The organism is Gordonia sp. B8661-1, assembly GCF_059427765.1.
The window spans coordinates 65,633-86,061 of sequence record NZ_JCAHRL010000011.1 but is presented as its reverse complement, the minus strand read 5'-3'; the positions used below and the strand labels follow the sequence as shown (position 1 = coordinate 86,061).

At 67.4% G+C, this 20,429-nt stretch carries 17 protein-coding genes and 1 riboswitch; of the genes, 11 read left to right on the top strand and 6 right to left on the bottom strand.

The window, feature by feature from the left end; translation table 11 throughout:
- Positions 1-15: 15 nt before the first annotated feature.
- Positions 16-1,146: a hypothetical protein gene (locus tag AC4JJG_RS19190; protein WP_495401909.1), complete on the top strand. Its 1,131-nt coding sequence runs from the start codon at positions 16-18 to the stop codon at positions 1,144-1,146.
- On the opposite strand, the gene AC4JJG_RS19185 is transcribed toward AC4JJG_RS19190, so the two are convergent.
- Positions 1,137-2,681, bottom strand: a complete 1,545-nt coding sequence (locus tag AC4JJG_RS19185; RefSeq protein ID WP_495401910.1) for a hypothetical protein — start codon at positions 2,679-2,681, stop codon at positions 1,137-1,139. The two genes, AC4JJG_RS19190 and AC4JJG_RS19185, sit on opposite strands and share 10 nt — an antisense overlap.
- A 181-nt stretch (positions 2,682-2,862) precedes the next feature.
- On the opposite strand from AC4JJG_RS19185, the gene secA2 reads away from it, so the two are divergent.
- From secA2 to AC4JJG_RS19135, 10 genes are all read left to right on the top strand, one after another.
- Complete coding sequence (secA2, locus tag AC4JJG_RS19180; protein WP_495401911.1) at positions 2,863-5,292, top strand: accessory Sec system translocase SecA2; 2,430 nt, start codon at positions 2,863-2,865, stop codon at positions 5,290-5,292.
- A complete protein-coding gene (locus AC4JJG_RS19175) occupies positions 5,289-5,891 on the top strand; it encodes a CDP-alcohol phosphatidyltransferase family protein (protein ID WP_495401912.1) in 603 nt (200 codons plus the stop codon). The genes secA2 and AC4JJG_RS19175 overlap by 4 nt, the downstream gene beginning before the upstream one ends.
- Positions 5,892-5,925: 34 nt before the next feature.
- Entirely contained in the window at positions 5,926-6,330 is a 405-nt protein-coding gene (gcvH, locus tag AC4JJG_RS19170; protein WP_495401913.1) for a glycine cleavage system protein GcvH, read from the top strand.
- A gap of 273 nt (positions 6,331-6,603) precedes the next feature.
- Complete coding sequence (garA, locus tag AC4JJG_RS19165; protein WP_495401914.1) at positions 6,604-7,059, top strand: glycogen accumulation regulator GarA; 456 nt, start codon at positions 6,604-6,606, stop codon at positions 7,057-7,059.
- 46 nt (positions 7,060-7,105) lie between these two features.
- Positions 7,106-7,786 carry a transcriptional regulator FtsR gene (gene ftsR, locus AC4JJG_RS19160; RefSeq protein WP_495401915.1) on the top strand — a complete coding sequence of 227 codons (681 nt, stop codon included), beginning with the start codon at positions 7,106-7,108 and terminating at the stop codon, positions 7,784-7,786.
- A gap of 119 nt (positions 7,787-7,905) precedes the next feature.
- Positions 7,906-8,409, top strand: a complete 504-nt coding sequence (locus AC4JJG_RS19155) for a bifunctional nuclease family protein (protein WP_495401917.1) — start codon at positions 7,906-7,908, stop codon at positions 8,407-8,409.
- Positions 8,410-8,648: 239 nt separating this feature from the next.
- Positions 8,649-9,299 carry a MerR family transcriptional regulator gene (locus tag AC4JJG_RS19150; protein ID WP_495401918.1) on the top strand — a complete coding sequence of 217 codons (651 nt, stop codon included), beginning with the start codon at positions 8,649-8,651 and terminating at the stop codon, positions 9,297-9,299.
- Between the two features lie 63 nt (positions 9,300-9,362).
- A riboswitch (glycine riboswitch) is annotated at positions 9,363-9,466 on the top strand.
- 174 nt (positions 9,467-9,640) lie between these two features.
- Positions 9,641-12,550 carry an aminomethyl-transferring glycine dehydrogenase gene (gcvP, locus tag AC4JJG_RS19145; RefSeq protein WP_495401919.1) on the top strand — a complete coding sequence of 970 codons (2,910 nt, stop codon included), beginning with the start codon at positions 9,641-9,643 and terminating at the stop codon, positions 12,548-12,550.
- 53 nt (positions 12,551-12,603) lie between these two features.
- On the top strand, positions 12,604-13,026 hold the full coding sequence (locus tag AC4JJG_RS19140; protein WP_495401920.1) for a Fur family transcriptional regulator: 423 nt from the start codon (positions 12,604-12,606) through the stop codon (positions 13,024-13,026).
- On the top strand, positions 13,023-13,262 hold the full coding sequence (locus AC4JJG_RS19135) for a YgaP family membrane protein (RefSeq protein WP_495401921.1): 240 nt from the start codon (positions 13,023-13,025) through the stop codon (positions 13,260-13,262). The genes AC4JJG_RS19140 and AC4JJG_RS19135 overlap by 4 nt, the downstream gene beginning before the upstream one ends.
- Before the next feature lie 33 nt (positions 13,263-13,295).
- Here the strand turns inward: AC4JJG_RS19135 and AC4JJG_RS19130 are convergent, their stop codons facing one another.
- The 5 genes from AC4JJG_RS19130 to AC4JJG_RS19110 all read right to left on the bottom strand — a co-directional run bounded on the left by AC4JJG_RS19130 (position 13,296) and on the right by AC4JJG_RS19110 (position 20,427).
- Entirely contained in the window at positions 13,296-14,516 is a 1,221-nt protein-coding gene (locus tag AC4JJG_RS19130) for a substrate-binding domain-containing protein (protein WP_495401922.1), read from the bottom strand.
- Positions 14,517-14,672: 156 nt separating this feature from the next.
- Entirely contained in the window at positions 14,673-16,880 is a 2,208-nt protein-coding gene (locus tag AC4JJG_RS19125) for a malate synthase G (RefSeq protein WP_495401923.1), read from the bottom strand.
- 181 nt (positions 16,881-17,061) lie between these two features.
- The gene (locus tag AC4JJG_RS19120) at positions 17,062-17,949 is read right to left on the bottom strand and encodes a 3-methyladenine DNA glycosylase (RefSeq protein ID WP_495401924.1); all 888 of its coding nucleotides are present in this window, start codon (positions 17,947-17,949) and stop codon (positions 17,062-17,064) included.
- Positions 17,946-19,022: a hemolysin family protein gene (locus tag AC4JJG_RS19115; RefSeq protein WP_495401925.1), complete on the bottom strand. Its 1,077-nt coding sequence runs from the start codon at positions 19,020-19,022 to the stop codon at positions 17,946-17,948. The genes AC4JJG_RS19120 and AC4JJG_RS19115 overlap by 4 nt, the downstream gene beginning before the upstream one ends.
- Positions 19,015-20,427: a hemolysin family protein gene (locus tag AC4JJG_RS19110; protein ID WP_495401978.1), complete on the bottom strand. Its 1,413-nt coding sequence runs from the start codon at positions 20,425-20,427 to the stop codon at positions 19,015-19,017. The genes AC4JJG_RS19115 and AC4JJG_RS19110 overlap by 8 nt, the downstream gene beginning before the upstream one ends.
- Positions 20,428-20,429 lie beyond the last annotated feature (2 nt).

The window sequence follows — 20,429 nt, the reverse complement described above, 5'->3', positions numbered from 1 at the left end:
AACGGGAGATGAACGATGACCCAGACGGAGCTGCCGGAGGTCGCGGTGAGTTGCCGGACGGAGTATCCGCGTCCGCGTCATCGGGTCGCCGTGCGGGCGGCGTTGCTCTGCATGATCGTGTCGTTGATCGCACTGGTGGCGCTGAACGTCGCGGGAATGGCGCCCGTGACGATCGCCATGTGTGTCGGTGGCGGCATCGTGCTTGCGTTCGCCTGTGCCGCGGTCGGCCGTCTGGGCGAGCCCGGCGCGGTGTTGATCACCGTCGACGACACCACCCTGTACCTGGGCGACGAGCGCCGCCAGATCGTCGGTTACCCGCTCACGGCCATCCGTGAGGTCGCCGTGGACACGCAGCGACCGTCGGCATCGACCGGCGCAGCGCGTTCCGGTGATCCCACCGATCTGACCGTCGCCGGTGCTCAGGTGTTGAGGATCACGGTCGAGCCGGATGGCTCGACGCGCACCGACGATCCGGATTCGATCGCCCGGGACATCCTTCGCTGGCGCGTCGCGATCTTCGACGGCGATCCCGCGGCGGCGGAAGTGGTGGCGCGCCTGCGGCGTCACGCGCCGGCCGAGGCCGCATCCGACGATCCGGGCCCGGTGGATCGTGCAACGGCGGGGCCGAGCATCCTGGATGCGGGCAGTGACGAGGCCGCCGAACGCCTCTGGGAGGACGCGACGCGTCGCCACGACGCGGTACTCGGTGCGTACGGCGACTACGAACTGCAACCGGACCTTCTGCTCCGGTATCCGGGCGTCACCGATGTCGGGCTGCCGGCGGTGCAGCGATTCCACCGCGCACTCGATGACGCGATGGCCCTGCGAACCGATGCCTATCCGCGCGATCGGCAACGTGCCGACACCTATCTGCAGGCGGTGAATGCGCTCGGCGATGCCTGGCGCACCTGCGAGATGCAGGGACGCGAGTCCGGCACCGATTACCTCGCGGCATCCGCGCGCGACGAACTCGCGACCGCGCTCGATCTGTTCCGGCGGGCCCAGCAGAGCGCGAGCACGGCGACACAGGCCGACTACTACGCCCGGGTCCACCGCATCGTCGCCGGACTCGCGGAGCGCGGCACCCTGCATCCCCCGCAATCCGCGGTCGACGAACTCCGCGCCGCGGGCGACGGTCAGAAGTAGCCCGACTTCAGGAAGCGGCCGTCGGGAGTGAACGTCCCGGCCGCGGTGTCGTCGCTCCCGACGCTCACCTGGATGACGGGTACGCCGTCGAATTGGAAGATGGTCGTCATCTGGATGTCGACGGCGTTGGTGTCGAACTTCTCGACCCGGCCGCGCGTCATCACCTGACGGCGCACATCCTCGAAGACCTGCTCGGACACATCGTCCAGCGCGAAACCGTCCGGCCGGGATGCCTTCCCGTAATTGCGGACCTTCGGGAAGTGTCCCGGCACCAGGACGATCTGACCGCTGGACCGCGGTCCCGAATACTCGATCAGAACACCTCCGCTGCTCTGGATGTTGCCCGCGTACATCGTGGGAGTGGCCTGGCTGATCCCGCGAATCTCGAAGCGGCGCAGGAACTTCTGATCGCTCGGCAGGCTTTCGGCGGTGAATACGGCGCGGGCCATTGCGAAGGACACCGCGAAGTGCCCGGGATCCCAGTAGTCGGCCACACGGCCGTCCGGGCTGCCCTCGAAATCCACGCTCGATCCGGTTTTCCGGTCGAAGGACCCGACCACGCGGACCGCGCCGTCTCGATCGGGGCGCGAGATGGTCAGTCGCGTCAGCTCCTCGGGTTCGACGCCGACGGCGGCCAGTCGGGTGTGCATCTGTCCGGTCATGGTGTTCAGGTCGGTGGATGCGATGTCGGTGGCGCGGAAGGTGTCCGGGCGCCGCTTCGCCGTGTCCTGCGGGTCGGAGGTCTGCCACTCGTCGCCCGATCTCCACAGGTTGACGGACCGGCCGTTGCCCGGGTCGTAGATCTGGGCCGATGTCGACGTGCGTCCCGCGGACGGGTCGATCGAGACGGAGAGCAGATTGCCGGAAGCGTTGCCGCCGCGGGCCGCAACCGCCGCGAGGAGTTGACGCAACTCGGCGTTCAGGTCGACGGCGCTCGCCCGGTCGTCGCCGAGTCCGCTCATCGCGTCGGTGGCGCGGGAGATGCGGTCGGTGGCCGATTCGGTGTTCACCCGCCAGCCCGTCATCGGCACTGCGAGCAGCAGCGCCGCCGTGGCCAGCACCGCGACGGCCGGATACAGCACCGCACGAATACCGGGATGCGCGGCGAACTCCGGGGAGCGCGACCCCCCGCGGCGGGGAAGGTCCGTCGCGGCCATGGTCACCGTGGGATCGTCGATGACGGCGCGGCAATCGGCGCGGCCCATCGTCGTGATCCAGCGGGCGCGGTATGCGGTGTCATGGGGCGGTTCGATCGTGGCGGTCACCATCGTGGGCTGTGTATCGCCCGGTGCCCGCGAACTCCGAGTGATCGACTCGACGATGACGGGAACTCCGCTCGACGCCGGGGCACGCCGGAACGCGGGCAGTTCGGACAGCGGAGTGGGCCGGGGCATCAGCGCGATACCGCCGACGACCAGCGGCACACCGAAGACCAGCGCCACCCACCAGGAATTCGCGGCGCCGAGGCCGATACCTGCCGCGATCACGAGGCCCGCGACGATCGCGCGGAGAATGCGGCCACCCGTTCGGTTCACGACCCCGCCTTTCGTCCGCGAGCGACTAAAGCATATGCATTCGTGCAGGACCGGGCGCGGTTAACTGTGATGTGGCGAGGCCGACCGCGTACCGTGGACGGCGTTCGACCGGGCCGGCGGTGACTGCCCGGTCCAGACGTTTCGCAGGACAACCGACGAGTGATCCAGGAGAAGAGTTTCGGTGGGAAAGCTGACGAACAGCATGTGGCGGCTTCTGGGTTCCCAGTCGTCGCGCAACCAGTCGAAGTCCGTGGCACAGATCGGCAAGGCCGATGAGCACGCCGACTGGGCTGCCGGACTCGACGACGATGCATTCCGGACCGAGGCGGAGAAGCTGGACATCGGGTCCTCCCGCGACGACCTGACCAGGTTCCTCGCGCTCGTACGGGAGGCGGCCGACCGCTCGCTCGACTTGCGGCCCTTCGACGTCCAGCTGCAGGGGGCGCTGCGGCTGCTCGAGGGCGACGTCGTGGAGATGGCCACCGGTGAGGGCAAGACCCTGGCAGGTGCGATCGCGGCCATCGGCTATGTGCTGCAAGGACATCAGGTCCACGTCATCTCGGTGAACGACTACCTCGCGACCCGTGACGCGGAGTGGATGGCACCGCTCTTCAAGGCCTTCGGCGTGGTCGTGGGATCGGTCTCGGAGAACTCGACCCGCGACGAACGCATCGCGGCCTACGCGGCCGATGTCACCTACGGCTCGGTGAACGAGATCGGCTTCGACGTCCTGCGCGATCAGCTCGCCCAGTCGGCCGACGAACTCGTCGCACCGAAGCCGGACGTCGCCATCATCGACGAGGCCGACTCGGTCCTCGTGGACGAGGCCCTGATCCCGCTGGTGCTGGCCGGCTCCACGGACGCCGCCGTACCGGACGCGAAGATCCACGACGTGGTCGCGCGGATGAAGAACAAGCACTACGAGATCGACACCGAGGGCCGAAACGTGTCGCTCACCGACGAGGGCGCGCAGTTCGTCGAATCCGAACTCGGTGACATCAACCTCTACGACGAGGAACACGTCGGCACGACACTTGTCCACGTCAATGTCGCCATGCATGCGCAGTTCCTGCTCGAACGCGACATCCACTACATCGTGCGTGACGGCGGTGTGCACCTCATCAACGCGTCGCGCGGCCGCGTGGCGCAGTTGCAGCGCTGGCCCGACGGCGTGCAGGCGGCCGTGGAGATCAAGGAGGGCCTCGACCAGACGGACTCCGGCGAGGTCATCGACACCATCACCGTGCAGGCGCTCATCGGCCGCTATCCGACCGTCTGCGGCATGACCGGTACCGCACTCGCCGCGGGTGAGCAGTTCCGGCAGTTCTACGACCTCCTGGTGTCGCAGATCCCGCAGAACGCCACGAACATCCGGGTCGACGAACCCGACCGTGTGTACGACACGAAGGCCAACAAGGTCGAGGCGGTGGTCGCCTACGTCAAGGAGATCCACGAGACCGGACAGCCGGTGCTCATCGGCACCCACGACGTCGCCGAATCCGAGGAACTGGCGTACTTCCTCGACAAGGCGGGCGTGCCCTCGGTGGTGCTCAACGCGAAGAACGACGCGGAGGAGGCCCAGATCATCGCCGAGGCGGGCACGCGGGGCGCGGTGACGGTGTCCACGCAGATGGCCGGCCGCGGTACCGACATCCGGCTCGGCGGCTCCGGTGCCGACGACGCGGCGCGCGAGGAGATCGTCGAACTGGGCGGTCTGTGTGTGGTCGGTACCGGACGGTACGACACGGCGCGACTCGACAGTCAGCTTCGCGGTCGCGCCGGGCGTCAGGGCGACCCGGGACGCTCGGTGTTCTTCTCCAGCCTCGAAGACCCGTTGGTGACGAAAAACGTTGCCTTCAAACGCGATCCGGTATCGCAGTCGGACGACGGTTCGATGGGATCCAAGGGTATCGACCTGATCGAGCAGGCCCAGCGCATCGCCGAGGGCGTGATGCTGGAACTGCATGCCAACACCTGGCGCTACAACAAGCTGGTCAATCAGCAGCGGGACATCGTCGTCCAGCGACGGATGGAGGTGCTGAACAGCGACGTCGCCCTCGACGAACTCGCCGACAAGGAGGCGGATCGGTACGCGGAGCTGACCGGTGCCGCGACCCCCGAGAAGTCCACGGAGAACGCCGATTCCGACACCACGGCCACAGCGGCCACCGCGGTGGCGGCGGATGCCGAGGACTCCGGCGCCGCCGAGGCGGTGACCGAGAGGGTGACTGTCGTCGAGCCCGTCGACCGTGACGTCCTGTCGCAGGCCGCGCGGGAGATCATGCTGTATCACCTCGACCGCGGATGGACCGATCACCTCGCCTTCGTCTCCGATGTCCGGTCGAGTATTCATCTGAGGTCCCTGGGCAAGGAAAGCCCGCTCGACGAGTTCCACAAACTGATCCTGGATGCTTTCGCCGATCTCCCCGCGGAGGCGACGGAGAATGCGCGGAAGACCTTCCGGGAAGCCGAGATCACCTCGGAGGGCGTCGATCTGGGTACCGCGGATCTGCATCGGGCCATGTCGACGTGGACCTACATGGTGCACGACAATCTGTTCTCGTCCGGCGGGGCGAAGACGCTCCAGGGCATCATCGGCATCTTCCGGTGACCGAACAGCCGGTGGCGTCGGATCGGTGGCTGACGCTGCCCAACGCACTCAGCGTGTTGCGGCTGGTGCTGATTCCGGTGTTCATCTGGCTGCTGCTGGTGGAGAAGGCCGACGGCTGGGCCTTCGTGGTGCTGATGGTGTCCGGATTCACCGACTGGGCCGACGGCAAGATCGCACGCTGGCTCGATCAGTACTCGCGGATCGGTGAGCTGCTGGATCCGGCCGCCGATCGCCTGTACATCGTCATCATCCCGATCGCGTTCGGCATCCGGGAGTTCGTGCCCTGGTGGCTGATCGGGGTGATCATCGCGCGCGACGTCGCACTGTTCGCCATCGCGCCGCTGCTCCGGTCGCGCGGCATTCTCGCCCTGCCGACGCTCTACATCGGCAAGGCGGCCACCTTCGCACTGATGAGTGCGTTCCCGTGGCTGCTCGCCGGACAGCTCGATTCGGTCGTCGGCACCATCGCGTATCCGGTTGGCTGGGCGTTCCTCATCTGGGGTGTCGCCATGTACGTGTGGTCCCTGGTGTTGTACGCCTATCAGACGGTATTGGTCGTGCGTCGACTCCCGGCGCGATCGCTGCCGGGCACGACGTAATCTGTAGTCCCGAATTGATCAGAAAGGTGGGTCCGTGACGGATTCCAATGTGCCGGTGGCACTGCGCTACACGGCCGAGCACGAGTGGATCGAGAAGACCGGCCCGACGACGGTCCGAGTCGGCATCACCGACTTCGCCCAGGACGCCCTGGGTGACGTGGTCTTCGTCCAGTTGCCCGCGGCCGACGACGCGGTGACATCGGGTGAGTCCTTCGCCGAGGTCGAGTCGACCAAGAGCGTGTCGGATATCTACGGCCCCCTCGACGGCACCGTGAGCGCCGTCAACGACTCGCTCGACGCCTCGCCGGATCTGGTCAATTCCGACCCGTACGGAGCCGGGTGGCTCGTCGAGATCACCGTTGCCGACGAGGCGGCCCTCGAGTCCGCGCTCGGCGGGATGCTCGACGCCGACGGTTATCGCGAGGTCATCGCGGGCTGATGCCCCCGAGGCGCGAGTACAACCGCCATTGAACGGAGTCGACGGCATCGTGGCGACTATGCTTGACGATGTTCAGATCGACTCGACCATCCGCGCGACACCCGTCGCACGGTACGGTCATAGAACCGCTCCGGCAGCCGCACTCAGGGCAGCCGGATGTTCGAGGCCAGACGACCATTCGCCACCGACGGCGTCGCCACACCACCGTGTGGCGGGTCCGATCGCGGGGGCGTGGGTGCCACATCAAGGGGCACCGTGACAGACGAAGGAGAGATGGTGAGCGATAACGACAAGGACATCGAGGCGCCAGTGGAGACCACCTCTGTGTTCCGCGAGGAGTTCATCAACGAGCTCGATGCGAACGCGAGCACCTCGAGTGAGCCCGCCGACACCGGGGTCGAACGACTGTCACCCGGAACGGCGCTGCTTGTCGTCAAGCGCGGCCCCAATGCGGGCTCGCGTTTCCTGCTCGACCAGGCGACCACCTCGGCCGGCCGGCATCCCGACAGCGACATCTTCCTCGACGACGTCACGGTCAGCCGGCGCCACGCCGAGTTCCGTCTGGGCGACAACGAGTTCCAGGTCGTCGACGTGGGCAGCCTGAACGGCACGTACGTGAACCGTGAGCCGGTGGACACCGCGCAGCTGAGCAACGGCGACGAGGTCCAGATCGGCAAATTCCGGCTGGTGTTCCTGAGCGGCCCGCGTGACGGGCAGGCAGGCGCCTGATCTCGTGACTGCGTCATCGTCGGCGAGTCAACGCGGCGAGGGGGCGATGTCCATCGGATCGGTCCTCTCGCTGCTCCGGGAGGACTTCCCGGATGTGACGATCTCGAAGATCCGCTTTCTCGAAGCGGAGGGGTTGATCACGCCCGAACGGGCACCCTCGGGTTACCGCCGTTTCAGTTCGGCCGATTGCGATCGGCTGCGGTTCGTGCTCACCGCGCAGCGCGATCGCTATCTGCCACTCAAGGTCATCAAGGAGCAACTCGAGGCCATCGACCGTGGCGACGGCGGGGCGTCGGGTCCGCGGCTGTTGACCTCGGCGCGCAGTGCGGTCGCGCCCGCGACTGATTTCGGCTCGCGGGGCGGTCGGGTGTCGCGGGAGGCACTCATCGAACGCACCGGTGTCGATTCGGCCTTCGTCACCGAACTCCAGCGCAACGGTCTGCTCACCCCGGGCCCGGCGGGCTTCTTCGACGAGGATGCCGTGCGTCTGGTGGAGGCGGCGGCCGCGCTCGCCAACTACGGCGTGGAGACGCGGCACCTGCGCGCGTTCAAGGTCTCGGCCGACCGTGAGGCGGGGCTCGTCGCGCAGATCGCGAATCCCATCGCGAAGGGCAAGGGGACAGGCGCGCGCGATCGTGCCGAAGAACTGGTCCGGGAGATCGCCGCGCTGTCGGTGACTCTGCATACGCAGCTGGTGAAGGCGGCGGTTCGCGGCGTCCTCGACTGACGTTCACCTCGGTGGCGACCGGCCGATTCGGACCGGTGGACGGACCGTGACCGGTGTAGCGTCGATATCGGTTCCGGGGAAACAATCTGGTTCGATGTGTGATGAGGAGGCGAATGCCGATGGGCGAGATGCGCGTGGTGGGCATTCGGGTCGAGCCCCCGCAGAGCCAGCCGGTGCTGTTACTGCGTGAGGTCGAGGGCGAGCGCTATCTCCCGATCTGGATCGGGCAGAGCGAAGCGGCGTCGATCGCGTTGCGGCAGAAGGGGATCGAACCTCCGAGGCCGCTCACCCACGATTTGATCGTGAATCTCATCGGAGACTTCGGACGTACTCTGGTCGAGGTGCGGATCATCGACATGCAGGAGGGCACCTTCTACGCGGAGATGGTCTTCGACGACGACCTGCGCGTGTCCGCGCGACCGTCGGACTCGATCGCCGTGGCGATGCGTGCCGGGGTGCCGATCATCGCCGACGACGAGGTCCTCGACGAAGCCGGTCTGCTGATCCCGGACGAGGACGGGCCGTCGGACGCCTCGGAGGCCGGCGACGACGAGGTGGAGAAGTTCAAGGAGTTCCTCGACAACGTGTCACCGGATGATTTCCGGGCGGGCGAGGGCTCGTAGGCCGGGTCTTCGGCGCCGGTAGATAACGGTTCGGTCAATCTCAAGTTGAGGTTGAGTCTTTGCCGTGTGTCGCATTGATCGGCCCCGGGCGGGCACCTACCGTTCATGACATCGCGCCGGGTTTCGGCGGTGATGGAGAGAAGATCGCGTTCGGGCGCGTAAAGTCGAGGCAGATCCGCAAGGGTGCGTCTCGGAGCATGTCCGGCCGGGGCGATCCACGGTGTGGCGAGGAGTCAGTAGTGGGCGATCAGCCGTTCGATGACGAGGTGACGTCACCGTCGGAGTCGGGACCGCACGACGGTCCGAACTCGACGGGACCACGCGCGTCGGCGACGCAGGGGAGTCTGGACGACATCGCTCCCGGTCTGTTCCCGGACGACACGGTGCCCGACGAACTGGTCGGCTACCGGGTCCCGAGTGCCTGCCAGATCGCCGGCATCACCTACCGCCAGCTCGACTACTGGGCCCGCACGTCGCTCGTGGTGCCCTCGATCCGCGGTGCGGCCGGCTCCGGCAGCCAGCGTCTGTACTCCTTCAAGGACATCCTGGTCCTCAAGATCGTCAAACGACTTCTGGACACCGGGATCTCACTGCAGAACATCCGGGTCGCCGTCGACCATCTCCGGCAGCGCGGCGTCGAGGACCTGGCCCGCATCACCCTGTTCTCCGACGGCACCACGGTGTACGAGTGCACCTCTGCCGAAGAGGTCGTCGACCTCCTGCAGGGCGGCCAGGGCGTCTTCGGCATCGCGGTCAGTGGTGCCATGCGGGAACTCACCGGCACCATCGCCGACTTCCCGGGCGAACGCGCCGACGGTGGTGTGACCGAAACCGCACCCGAGGACGAATTGGCCGCACGCCGCAAGAACCGGACGCGCCGCACGGGCTGACACGTCGCGTCGCACGCACGGTGCGCGAAACCGCCCAGGCGTGCGTTTATACTGATCGCACGTCGCGATGTCACGGGAGAGAGTCACCGAACGGGTTATCACGGTGACCGCCGAAGGAGCAACACCTCCTCGTCAAACTCTCAGGCACCCAGGACCGTGAAGTTGCCGGCGTCTCTGGAAAGTGACCCGGAAATCCGGGTCCGCCCACGGTGAAAGGTTCATTCGCAGGAGCGTCTCGGCGCGACGCGAATGTGGCCGAATCTCTCAGGCGTCCGGGATCCGAAGCGGATCCGTGGACATGACAGAGGGGGAGGCCGCCGATCGCCGAGAGGTTGACCGCCATGACGTCCCCAGAGCCCATCATCCCTGCTTCCACCGGCCCCGAATGGTCCGCCGAGGAGTTCGTCGCCGCGGTCTTCGCCGACCGCCATGTCGGTCCCGATGCCGAGGAGACCGCTCGCATTCTCGCGGCGATCGGGGTGTCCACCCTCGACGAACTCGCCGAACGCGTCGTGCCCGCGGTCATCGCCGACGACCGGGATGCGAACGGACTGGACGCGTTGCCCGCGCCCGTCGGCGAACACGGCATCCGCGCCACGCTGGAGGAGTTGGCCGGCCGGAACGTGGTGGCGCGCTCCATGATCGGCCTCGGCTACTACGACACCCTCACGCCGCCGGTGATCCTGCGCAACGTGGTGGAGAACCCGGCCTGGTACACCGCCTACACGCCGTATCAGCCGGAGATCAGTCAGGGACGCCTCGAAGCGCTGCTGAACTTCCAGACCATGGTCGCGGACCTGACCGCGATGGAGGTCGCGAACGCCTCCATGCTCGACGAGGCCACCGCGGCGGCCGAGGCGATGACCCTCATGCGGCGGGCCGGCAAGTCGAAGTCCGCCCGGATCGTCGTCGACGCCGACCTCTTCCCGCAGACCCGCGCGGTCATCGAAACGCGGGCCGAACCGCTCGGCATCGAGGTCGTCGAGGCGTCGCTCCACCCGGACAAGCCCGGTTACGGTCTGCCCGACGGCGACTTCTTCGGGGTCATCCTGCAGGTGCCCGGCGCCTCCGGACGGATCGTCGACGCGGCCCCGATCATCGAGGCGGCACACGACCGCGGAGCACTCGTCGCCGTCGGCGCCGACCTGCTCGCCCTCACTCTCATCACGCCCCCCGGGGAGCAGGGCGCCGACGTCTGCTTCGGCACCACCCAGCGCTTCGGAGTGCCGATGGGCTTCGGTGGCCCCCACGCCGGGTACCTGTCGGTTCATGCCGCACACGCCCGACAGTTGCCGGGGCGACTGGTGGGCGTCTCCAAGGACGAGGCGGGCAACCTCGCGTACCGGTTGTCGCTGCAGACCCGTGAACAACACATCCGCCGGGAGAAGGCGACCAGCAACATCTGCACGGCGCAGGTGCTGCTCGCGATCGTGGCGGCGATGTACGCGTCGTACCACGGCGCCGACGGTCTGCGGGCCATCGCGCGACGTACGCACGCGGCGGCGGCACACCTCGCCGACAGTCTCGTGGCGGCCGGGTACTCCGTGGATCATGCGAACTTCTTCGACACCATCGCGGTGCGCGCCGACGGCCAGGCCGCGGCGATCGTCGAGAACGCCAAGCGCGAGAACATCAACCTGCGGCAGATCGACGAACACACCGTCGGTATCGCCTGCGACGAGACCACCGGCCCCGCCGACATCGACGCGGTGTTGCGGGCATTCAGTGCGGAAGGCGTCCGGGCCAAGCCGTTCGCGCAGCCGATCGAGACACGCACCACCGAGTACCTCACGCACCCGGCGTTCACCCGGTACCGCACCGAGACCGCGATGCTGCGATACCTGCGTGCGTTGTCGGACAAGGACATTGCGCTCGACCGCAGCATGATCCCGCTGGGGTCCTGCACCATGAAACTCAACGCGACCGCCGAGATGGAGCCGATCACCTGGCCCGGCTTCGCCGGACTTCATCCGTTCGCCCCCGACTCGGACTCCGAGGGCATCCGGGAGCTGATCTCGACCCTCGAGGACTGGCTCGTCGCCATCACCGGATACGACCGCGTCAGTGTGCAACCCAATGCGGGTTCCCAGGGCGAATACGCGGGTCTGCTGGCGATCCGCGGCTATCACCGCAGCCGTGGTGACGATCACCGCGACGTCTGCCTGATCCCGTCGAGCGCGCACGGCACCAACGCCGCCTCCGCGGTGATGGCGGGCATGCGCGTGGTGGTCGTCGCCTGCCGCGACAACGGCGACGTCGATGTCGACGATCTGCGCTCGAAGGTGGATGCGCACCGCGATCAGCTGGCCGCGATCATGATTACCTACCCGTCCACCCACGGGGTCTTCGAACACGACATCGAGGAGATCTGCGCGGCCGTTCATGACGCAGGCGGTCAGGTCTATGTCGACGGCGCCAATCTCAACGCGCTGGTCGGGGTCGCCCGCCCGGGGCGCTTCGGAGGCGACGTCAGCCATCTGAACCTGCACAAGACGTTCTGCATCCCGCATGGTGGCGGAGGACCGGGCGTCGGACCGGTGGCGGTGCGCGACCATCTCGCGCCGTTCCTGCCGGGACATCCCCTCGCCTCGGATCTGCGGGACGAGGGCACGATCTCGGCGGCGCCCTACGGCTCGGCATCGATCCTGCCGATCACGTATGCCTACGTCGCGATGATGGGTGCCGACGGGCTGCGGCGCGCGACGCTCACCGCCATCGCCTCGGCCAATTACATCGCGCGACGCCTGGCCGATCACTATCCGGTCCTCTACACCGGTGAGACGGGCCTGGTGGCCCATGAGTGCATCCTGGATCTGCGCCCACTCACCAAGGCGACCGGCGTGACCGTCGATGACGTCGCAAAACGATTGGCCGACTACGGTTTCCATGCCCCGACCATGAGCTTCCCGGTGGCCGGCACGCTGATGGTGGAGCCCACCGAGAGCGAGAACCTCGACGAACTGGACGCCTTCTGCGATGCCATGATCGCGATCCGCGAGGAGATCGACCGTGTGGCGGCCGGGGAGTGGCCGGTTGACGACAATCCGCTGCGCGGCGCACCGCATACCGCCGAGGCGCTGGTCGGGGAGTGGGATCACCCGTACACCCGGGAGATCGCGGTCTATCCGCAGGGCCTGCCGTCCGCGGGTGGACGGGCGAAGGTGTGGCCCGCGGTGCGTCGGATCGACGGCACCTATGGTGACCGCAACCTGGTGTGCAGCTGCCCGCCGATCGAGGCATTCAGCAGCTGATCATTTTCGTCAATTGTTGACGAAGGTTAATTATTCACACTAAGGTCTCCGCTATGGCGACCCTGCAGACCCGCGCCGTCCTCGACGCTCTCCGGCGGCGCGGGCATGCGACCAATCTGCAACTGCACGAGACGCTTTCGGCGGTGCTCCCGGACGTGTCGCTCACCTCGCTGCACCGGATCACCGCGAGACTGCTGGATCGCGGGGTGATCGGTTCGGTGCCGACCTCGTCGCGCAACGTGGTCCTCGACATCCGTCCGGAGATCCACGACCACTTCATCTGCACGGTGTGCGACGGCATCGTCGACATCGAGATCCCGGCATCCGCGCTGGATGCCATCCAGGCTCAACTCGGCACGCATCTCGCCGAGGGCGGCCTGGTGATTCGTGGCCGCTGCGCGGTATGCCGCACGGCGAGCACGCCGGAGGACGACCCGTCGCTCCGGACCGATCGACGCACAGGAGGGGAACAATGAAATTCGCACGCTTCATGGCCACACCGTTCGGCCGGGGGATCCGGATCGTCGCCGGGGTGGCGCTCATCATCGGGGGTCTCGTCGCTCTCGCGGGCAGCAGCATGGCCCTCGGCATCGTCCTGATCGCGGTCGGTGCCGTCCTCACGACCGTCGGTGCCGCCAATGTGTGCCCGCCCGCAGTGCTCTTCGGCGGACCGTTCGACGGACGGAAGGCATTGTCGGGCAACGCCTCCTGACCGTCGGGTGTCCGGCCGGTGGCTGTCGTGGGGTCAGCCTCCGGCCGGACTGGTCCGCGGACCCGAGTCCGGGCCGAAGACCAGCCGGTTGATCGCGACCACGGCCGCGGGCTCCGGAGTGGCCATCGGATTGTCCGTGTCGGGGAACGAGACGGTGGCGGTCGGCTGTGCGCGCGGCGCATCACCCCGGAAACCCACCGACGTGAGCGCTCGGAGCTGCGCGGGCTCGCGGACGTAGTCGAAGAAGTCGGCGACCGCGTCCGCGTGCGCGGGTGTCAGGTCGTCCCCGGACAGCCTGATGATCGGATAGTCGGCGATGGGCGTGGGGCCGGACGGTACGACCTCTGCCAGTCGCTTCTCCGCGTCCGATCGGGTCAGCTGATACAGCGCCTGCTCGGTGATGGCGACCGCATGGATCGGCGATGCGGCCGGATCCTCGGCCTCCGCGATGGTCTTCGCGGCGCCGTTCGGACTGCCGTCCGGCGACTGCGGTGCACCCGCGAGAAGAGCCGAGACACTCGACGACACGCGAGGTGATCGTGCGTCGGATTCGGCCAGAATCCCGCTGCTCCGCGTGACCTGCATCGCGACTGCCTGCGCCGCGAGCACGGTGGCATCCGAATCGGCCCCGACGGGAGTCGCGAGCCGCAGCGAACCCCACGCCGGGAGCCCGAGATCCGCGAGGCTGCCGTCGCGGCGCTGCAATGTCGGCAACTGGCCCCAGCCCACCGAGCGTTCCGTGATCGCCTCGGCCAGTGACGGCGCGGTGGCCAGCACGACGGGGGAGGTGACCAGCGAGTCCGGTGTGCCGTCGACGGCATCCGGGCGTGCCGTGGACAGTTCGGCCGACCAGATCGACGACTGCGGAACCCATGCGGCCGGACGGGCGCCCATGGCCTGGGCATCCCAGGACTTCGCCGCGAGACCGTCCAACGTCACCTTGGCGTCGCCCGGTCGAACGGCCACCTCGACGCAGTGGTCGCGGACGACCGGCCCGGTCTTGTTGAACTTCTCGGCCAGCGACTTCAGCGGTTCGGCGACCGACGGTGCCGCGACGATCGGGACCGCGAGCTTGCCCTCGACACAGGTCGAGGCGGCCTGATCCCCCTGTTTGTCGATGCGGTCACCGAGTTGCAGCCAGACCACGACCAGGGCGGCGACGAGCAGAATCGACAGCAGTGTGCCGACGAGCCCGCGACTGATTCCCCGACCACGGATCCCCGCACCCGTGTCCGCGCTCCGATGGTGTGCCAAGCACCCAGCCTTTCGTCCGTGACGCGGCGCTCGCTTGTCACTGACGCCGGTCTCACCGACCGACCATAGCGAAACGCCCGGTCGCCGACATCATCGGCGACCGGGCGTCGTCAAGCTGGGACCGTATCCAACACCCGGTCCGGCTCACCGAACCGGTCAGGCGTTGGCGGCCTTGTACTCGCGCCGCATGCGATGCAGGATCGGCTCGGTGTAGCCGCTCGGCTGCTTCGCACCCTCGAGGATAAGCTCTTTCGCCGCCTGGAACGCGATGTTCGAGGCGAAGTCCGGAGCCATCGGCCGGTAGTCGGGATCGCCGGCGTTCTGCCGGTCCACCACGGGTGCCATGCGCTCGAGGGAGGCGACGATGTCCTCCTCGGTCACGATGCCATGGTGCAGCCAGTTGGCCAGCAGCTGGCTGGAGATGCGCAGGGTCGCGCGATCCTCCATCAGGGCGACATCGTGGATGTCGGGCACCTTGGAGCAACCGACGCCGTGATCGATCCACCGGACCACGTAGCCCAGGATCGACTGGCAGTTGTTGTCCAGTTCCTCGCGCTTCTCCTCGTCCGACCAGTCGGTGTTCGCGGCCAGCGGGATCGCCAGCACGTCGTCGACGGAGGCCGGGTCGCGCTTGGCGATGTCGTCCTGGCGCTCGAACACGTCCACCTCGTGGTAGTGCAGTGCGTGCAGGGTGGCGGCGGTCGGCGAGGGCACCCATGCGGTGCTGGCGCCGGCCTGCGGGTGTCCGATCTTCTGCTCGAGCATGTCGTGCATCAGATCTGGCATCGCCCACATGCCCTTACCGATCTGGGCCTTGTGCTGCAGACCCGCGTGCAGGCCGGTGTCGACGTTGAAGTTCTCGTAGGCGCCGATCCAGGTCTGCTTCTTCATCTCGCCCTTGCGCACCATCGGACCCGCCTCCATCGAGGTGTGGATCTCGTCGCCGGTGCGGTCGAGGAAGCCGGTGTTGATGAACACCAGGCGGTCCTCGGCGGCCTTGATCGCGGCCTTGAGGTTCACCGTGGTGCGGCGTTCCTCGTCCATGACGCCGACCTTGAGGGTGTTCTCCGGCAGGCCGAGGACCTTCTCCACCCGATCGAACAATTCGACGGTGAAGGCGACCTCATCGGGGCCGTGCATCTTCGGCTTCACGATGTAGATCGAGCCGGTCCGCGAGTTCTGCAGCCCTTCCGCTCGTGCTCCATTGGGCCCGCTCGCTTCGCTCCCGGCGCCCGACAGTCCGTGGATGCCGATCAGGGACGTGATGAGGCCGTCCATGATGCCTTCGGGGACCTCGTTGCCGTCGGCGTCGAGGATCGCGTCGTTGGTCATCAGGTGGCCCACGTTGCGGACGAACAGCAGGGAACGGCCCGGCAGTTCGAGTTCCGAACCGTCGGGTGCGGTGTAGGTGCGGTTCGGGTTCAGCACGCGGGTGAAGGTCTTGCCGCCCTTGCTGACCTCCTCCGACAGATCACCCTTGTTGAGGCCGAGCCAGTTGTGGTAGCCGAGCACCTTGTCCTCGGCGTCGACGGCCGCGACGGAATCCTCGAAGTCCATGATCGTGGTGATCGCGGATTCGACGAGGACGTCTTTCACGCCTGCGGCGTCCGTGGAGCCGATCGGGGAGTCGGCATCGATCTGGATTTCCAGATGAAGACCGTTGTGGCGCAACAGGATCGCGGTCGGCGCCAGGGCGTCACCACGGTAGCCGGCGAACACCGACGGATCGGCGAAGGTCGTGGTGTCGGTGTCGTCGCCGAGCACGACGGTCACGGTGTCGCCGTCGATCACGTACTTGGTCGCATCCGCGTGCGAACCGTGCTCGAGCGGCACGACCTTGTCCAGGAAGGCCTTGGCGAACTCGATGACCTTGTCGCCGCGAACCTTGTTGTAGGACGTGCCCTTCTCGGCGCCGCCGGTCTCCGGGATGGCGTCGGTGCCGTACAGCGCGTCGTACAGCGAACCCCAGCGGGCGTTCGATGCGTTGAGCGCGAAGCGGGCGTTGAGGATCGGGACGACCAGCTGCGGGCCCGCGGTGTCGGTGATCTCGGTGTCGACGTTCGCGGTGCGGATCTCGAAATCGGCGGGCGGCTCGACCAGGTAGCCGATCTCGGTGAGGAAGGCCTTGTAGTCGGCGAAGTCGGCGTCCTTGTTGGCGCGGTGCCATTCGTCGATCTTGGTCTGCAGATCGTCGCGGACGGCGAGCAGTTCGCGGTTGCGGGGTGCGAGGTCGGCGATGACCTTCGCCGCGCCCGACCAGAAGTCGTCCTGCGCCACACCGGTGCCGGGCAGCGCCTCGTTGTTGATGAAGTCGTACAGGACGGTGGCGACCTGTAACCCGTTGACGGTGGTGCGGTCCGACATAGCTGCCTTTCCTCGGGGGAGCGGTGGCGCACCGGTGCGTCACCGCGAGACGGCTCCATGCTACTCGGCGGTAATTCGCCCGGACACTGGCGGTCTGGACAGTCTGCGAGGCCAGAAGCTGGGCAAATAGTCCGTCGTGCGATGTGTGCGAGACCGGAATCGGCGTGCTGCGTGGCCGGTGTCACCGACGGTGCGGTGCCTGCGCCAGAAGACGGTCGCAGCGCTCGGCCACCGCGGCGCGCAGGATCGCGCCGTCGGCGGCGATGGCGGATTGGTGACGTACGTATTCGGCGCGGCCCGCGGGGGTCTCGATCGCGACCGGTGCATATCCCAGTCCGGACAAGTCGTACGGGCTGGCCCGCATGTCGAGTTCTCGTGCCCGCAGGGCGAGAGCAAAGCAGGCGAAGGTGAGGTCGGAGTCGATGAGCGGCGACAGTGTGAAGCACGTCCGGTAGAGGTCCATCGTGGCGTGCAGGCAACCGGGCTGTTCGTCGGTGGTGCGTTCGTTCCGGTCGAGGTGCTTCTCGTTGAGTGGTCGCGCGTCCGGGGTGAAGAACCGGAACGCGTCGTAATGGGTGCAGCGCACGGGCATCGACTCCACGACCGCGTCGGTTCCGGCAGTCCCCAGGCGCAGCGGGATCTCGTGCCGGGTCTCCGGCGTGCGGTACACCATCGCCCACTCGTGCAGTCCGAAGCAGCCCACGCGAGCCGGTCTGCTCGCCGTCGCGCGCAGCAGACCCCGCGCCGCGCCGAGAGCGGTCGCCCGGTGACGCAGATGATCGTCGGCGACCTCCACACCACCGTCGTCGCGGGCGCGGTAGCCGCGCAGGCCGAGGTACTCGTCCGCGTCCTCGAGGACCACGCCGTACCCGGGATGCCACCGCGTGACATGCGACGGCCGCGACGAATAGTAGGTGAACAGGAAGTCGATCACCGGATGCCGCCGGCCGTCGCGACGGGCACGCAGATACGGGCCGATCAGTTCATCGACGGACTCCCGATGTGCTGCCCGGCGAGCACGCCACTGCGCACCCGACAGTCGGGTGGTCGGTGCCGCGGCCGTGCTCACACCCGATGCGTCCCGTCCAGAACGGTGCCGACGAACTCCTCGACCATGTCGGCGAGCGTGACGATGCCGATGGTCGTCCCGGTGTCGTTGACGACCGCGCCGACATGCGAGCTGGTGCGGCGCAGGATGGTCGTCGCGTCGTCGAGGGGTGTGTTCGAGTCGATGACCGGGAGTGTGCGGATCTTGTCCACGCCGATGATGGTGTCGGGGCCGATCTGTTCGTCGAGAATCTCGTCGAGCACGTCCTTGAGGTGCAGGTACCCGGTGATGGTGCCGTTGGGACTGCGCACCGGGAAGCGCGAGAAGCCGGTCTCGCTGACGGCCTGTTCGACCGCGCCCAGGGTCGGTCCCACACCGCCCGTGCGCGGATCCACCTGCATGGTGACCGAGCGCGTCTTGTCGAGCGGGATCATCACCTCCGCGACCGAGCGGTCCACCGACGACAGTGCGCGCGTGAGACGTTCGTGCTCCTCGGCGTCGATCAGCCCCTCCTGCTTCGACTCGCCGAGCATCTGCGCCAGCTCCACCGACGACACCGTCGACGCCAGTTCGTCCTTCGGTTCGACACGCATGAGCCGCAGCGAGATGTTCGCCAGCCAGTTGTAGAAGGCGATCAGCGGGCGCACCAGGCGGATGAATGCCAGGTGCACCGGGACCAGCAACATCGCCGACGCTTCCGGGCCCGCCAACGCGATGTTCTTCGGCACCATCTCACCGAGCAGGATGTGCAGCACCACGACCAGCGCCAGCGCGATCGCGAAGGCGATCGGGTGCAGCAGTGCGTCGGGCACGTGCACCAGGTGCAGCGGCTTCTCGATCAGATGCGCGATCGCGGGTTCACCGACTCGACCCAGCAGGATCGAACAGATCGTGATGCCCAGCTGGGCACCGGCGAGCATCAGCGACAGATGTTCGCCCGCGCGGATCACCGTCCGGGCCCGCTTCTTCCCGGACTGCTCCAGGGCCTCCAGCCGATCGCGGCGCGCCGAGATCAGGGAGAACTCGGCACCCACGAAGAACGCGTTCCCCGCCAGCAGGGCGACGGCCAGTACGACCGCCCAGATGTCACCCATCGATGGTCACCTCGCCATCCTGGTCGGTCGATCCATCGGTCTCGGCGGGACGCAGTGACACCACATCGATTCGCATGCCGTCCATCTGGGTCACCGTGGCCCGCCAGGTCGTCGAATCGGTCGACGGAATCGGGGTGTCCTCCTCGTCCTCATCGTCCGATACCGATCGGGCGGGCAGTTCCACGCTGTCCCCGGTCCGCGGTATCCGGCCGAGGACGAACATGACCAGACCACCCAGCGTGTCGTACGAACCGTCGGGCGCGAGATAACCGGTGGCCGCGTACAACTCGTCGATGCGCAGAAGCCCCGAGCACAGGAAGCCGTCTCCGTCGGGCGTGATGTCGGCGAGTTCGTCGTCGTGTTCGTCGGTGACGTCACCGAGGATCTCCTCGATGAGATCCTCGGTGGTCACGATTCCCGCGGTGCCGCCGTACTCGTCCTCGACGACACACACCTCGAGACCGTCCGCGCGGATGCGTTCCATCAGTGCGTCGCCGTCGAGGCTGCCCGGTACGCGGGCGACCGGACGCGCGAGGTTGACGACCGGAGTGGTGGCCTGACGTTCCGGTGGCACGGTGAACGCCTGTTTGATGTGCACCACGCCGAGCAGGTCGTCGAGGTCACCGTCGTTGACCACGGGGAACCGCGAGTGTCCGGTGGTCGACGACGCGAGGATCAGATCGCGGACCGAGGCGTCGCGATCGAGGCATTCGACGGTGACGCGCGGGGACATCAGGTCTTCGGCGGTCAGTTCACCGAAGCGCAGCGACCGGTTGACCAGGGTGGCGGTCTCCTCGTCGATCGAGCCCTGCTTCGCCGAGTTCCGGACCAGCGACTCCAGCTCCTGAGGGGATCGGGCCGATCGCAGTTCCTCCGCGGGTTCGATGCCGAGACGGCGCACGATCCAGTTGGCGGTGCCGTTGAGACCCACGATGGCCCACCGGAACGCCGCGGAGAAAATGGTCATCGGGCCGGCCGTCGCACGAGCCACGGCCAGTGGCTTGGCGATGGCCAGGTTCTTCGGGATCAACTCGCCGAGCACCATTGACAGCGACGTCGCCAGCACGAGGGCGAGGGCGAGGGTGGTCCCGCTCGCGACCGACTCGGACAGGCCGAGTGAGGTCAGCGGCGGTTTGATGATCTTCGCCAGCACCGGTTCGGCGATGTAGCCGGTGATGAGGGTGGTGATGGTGATGCCGAGTTGGGCACCCGACAACTGGAAGGACAACGTGCGATGAGCGCGGTCGACCAGACGGGACCGGCGGTCGCCGCGTTCGGCCACGTCGGCGGAGATCGCCGACCGCTCCAGCGCGGTCAACGAGAACTCGGCGGCCACGAACAGGGCGGTGCCCAGGGTCAGTGCGATGAACCCGATGAGGCTCGCGACGAGGAGGAGGATCTCCACGG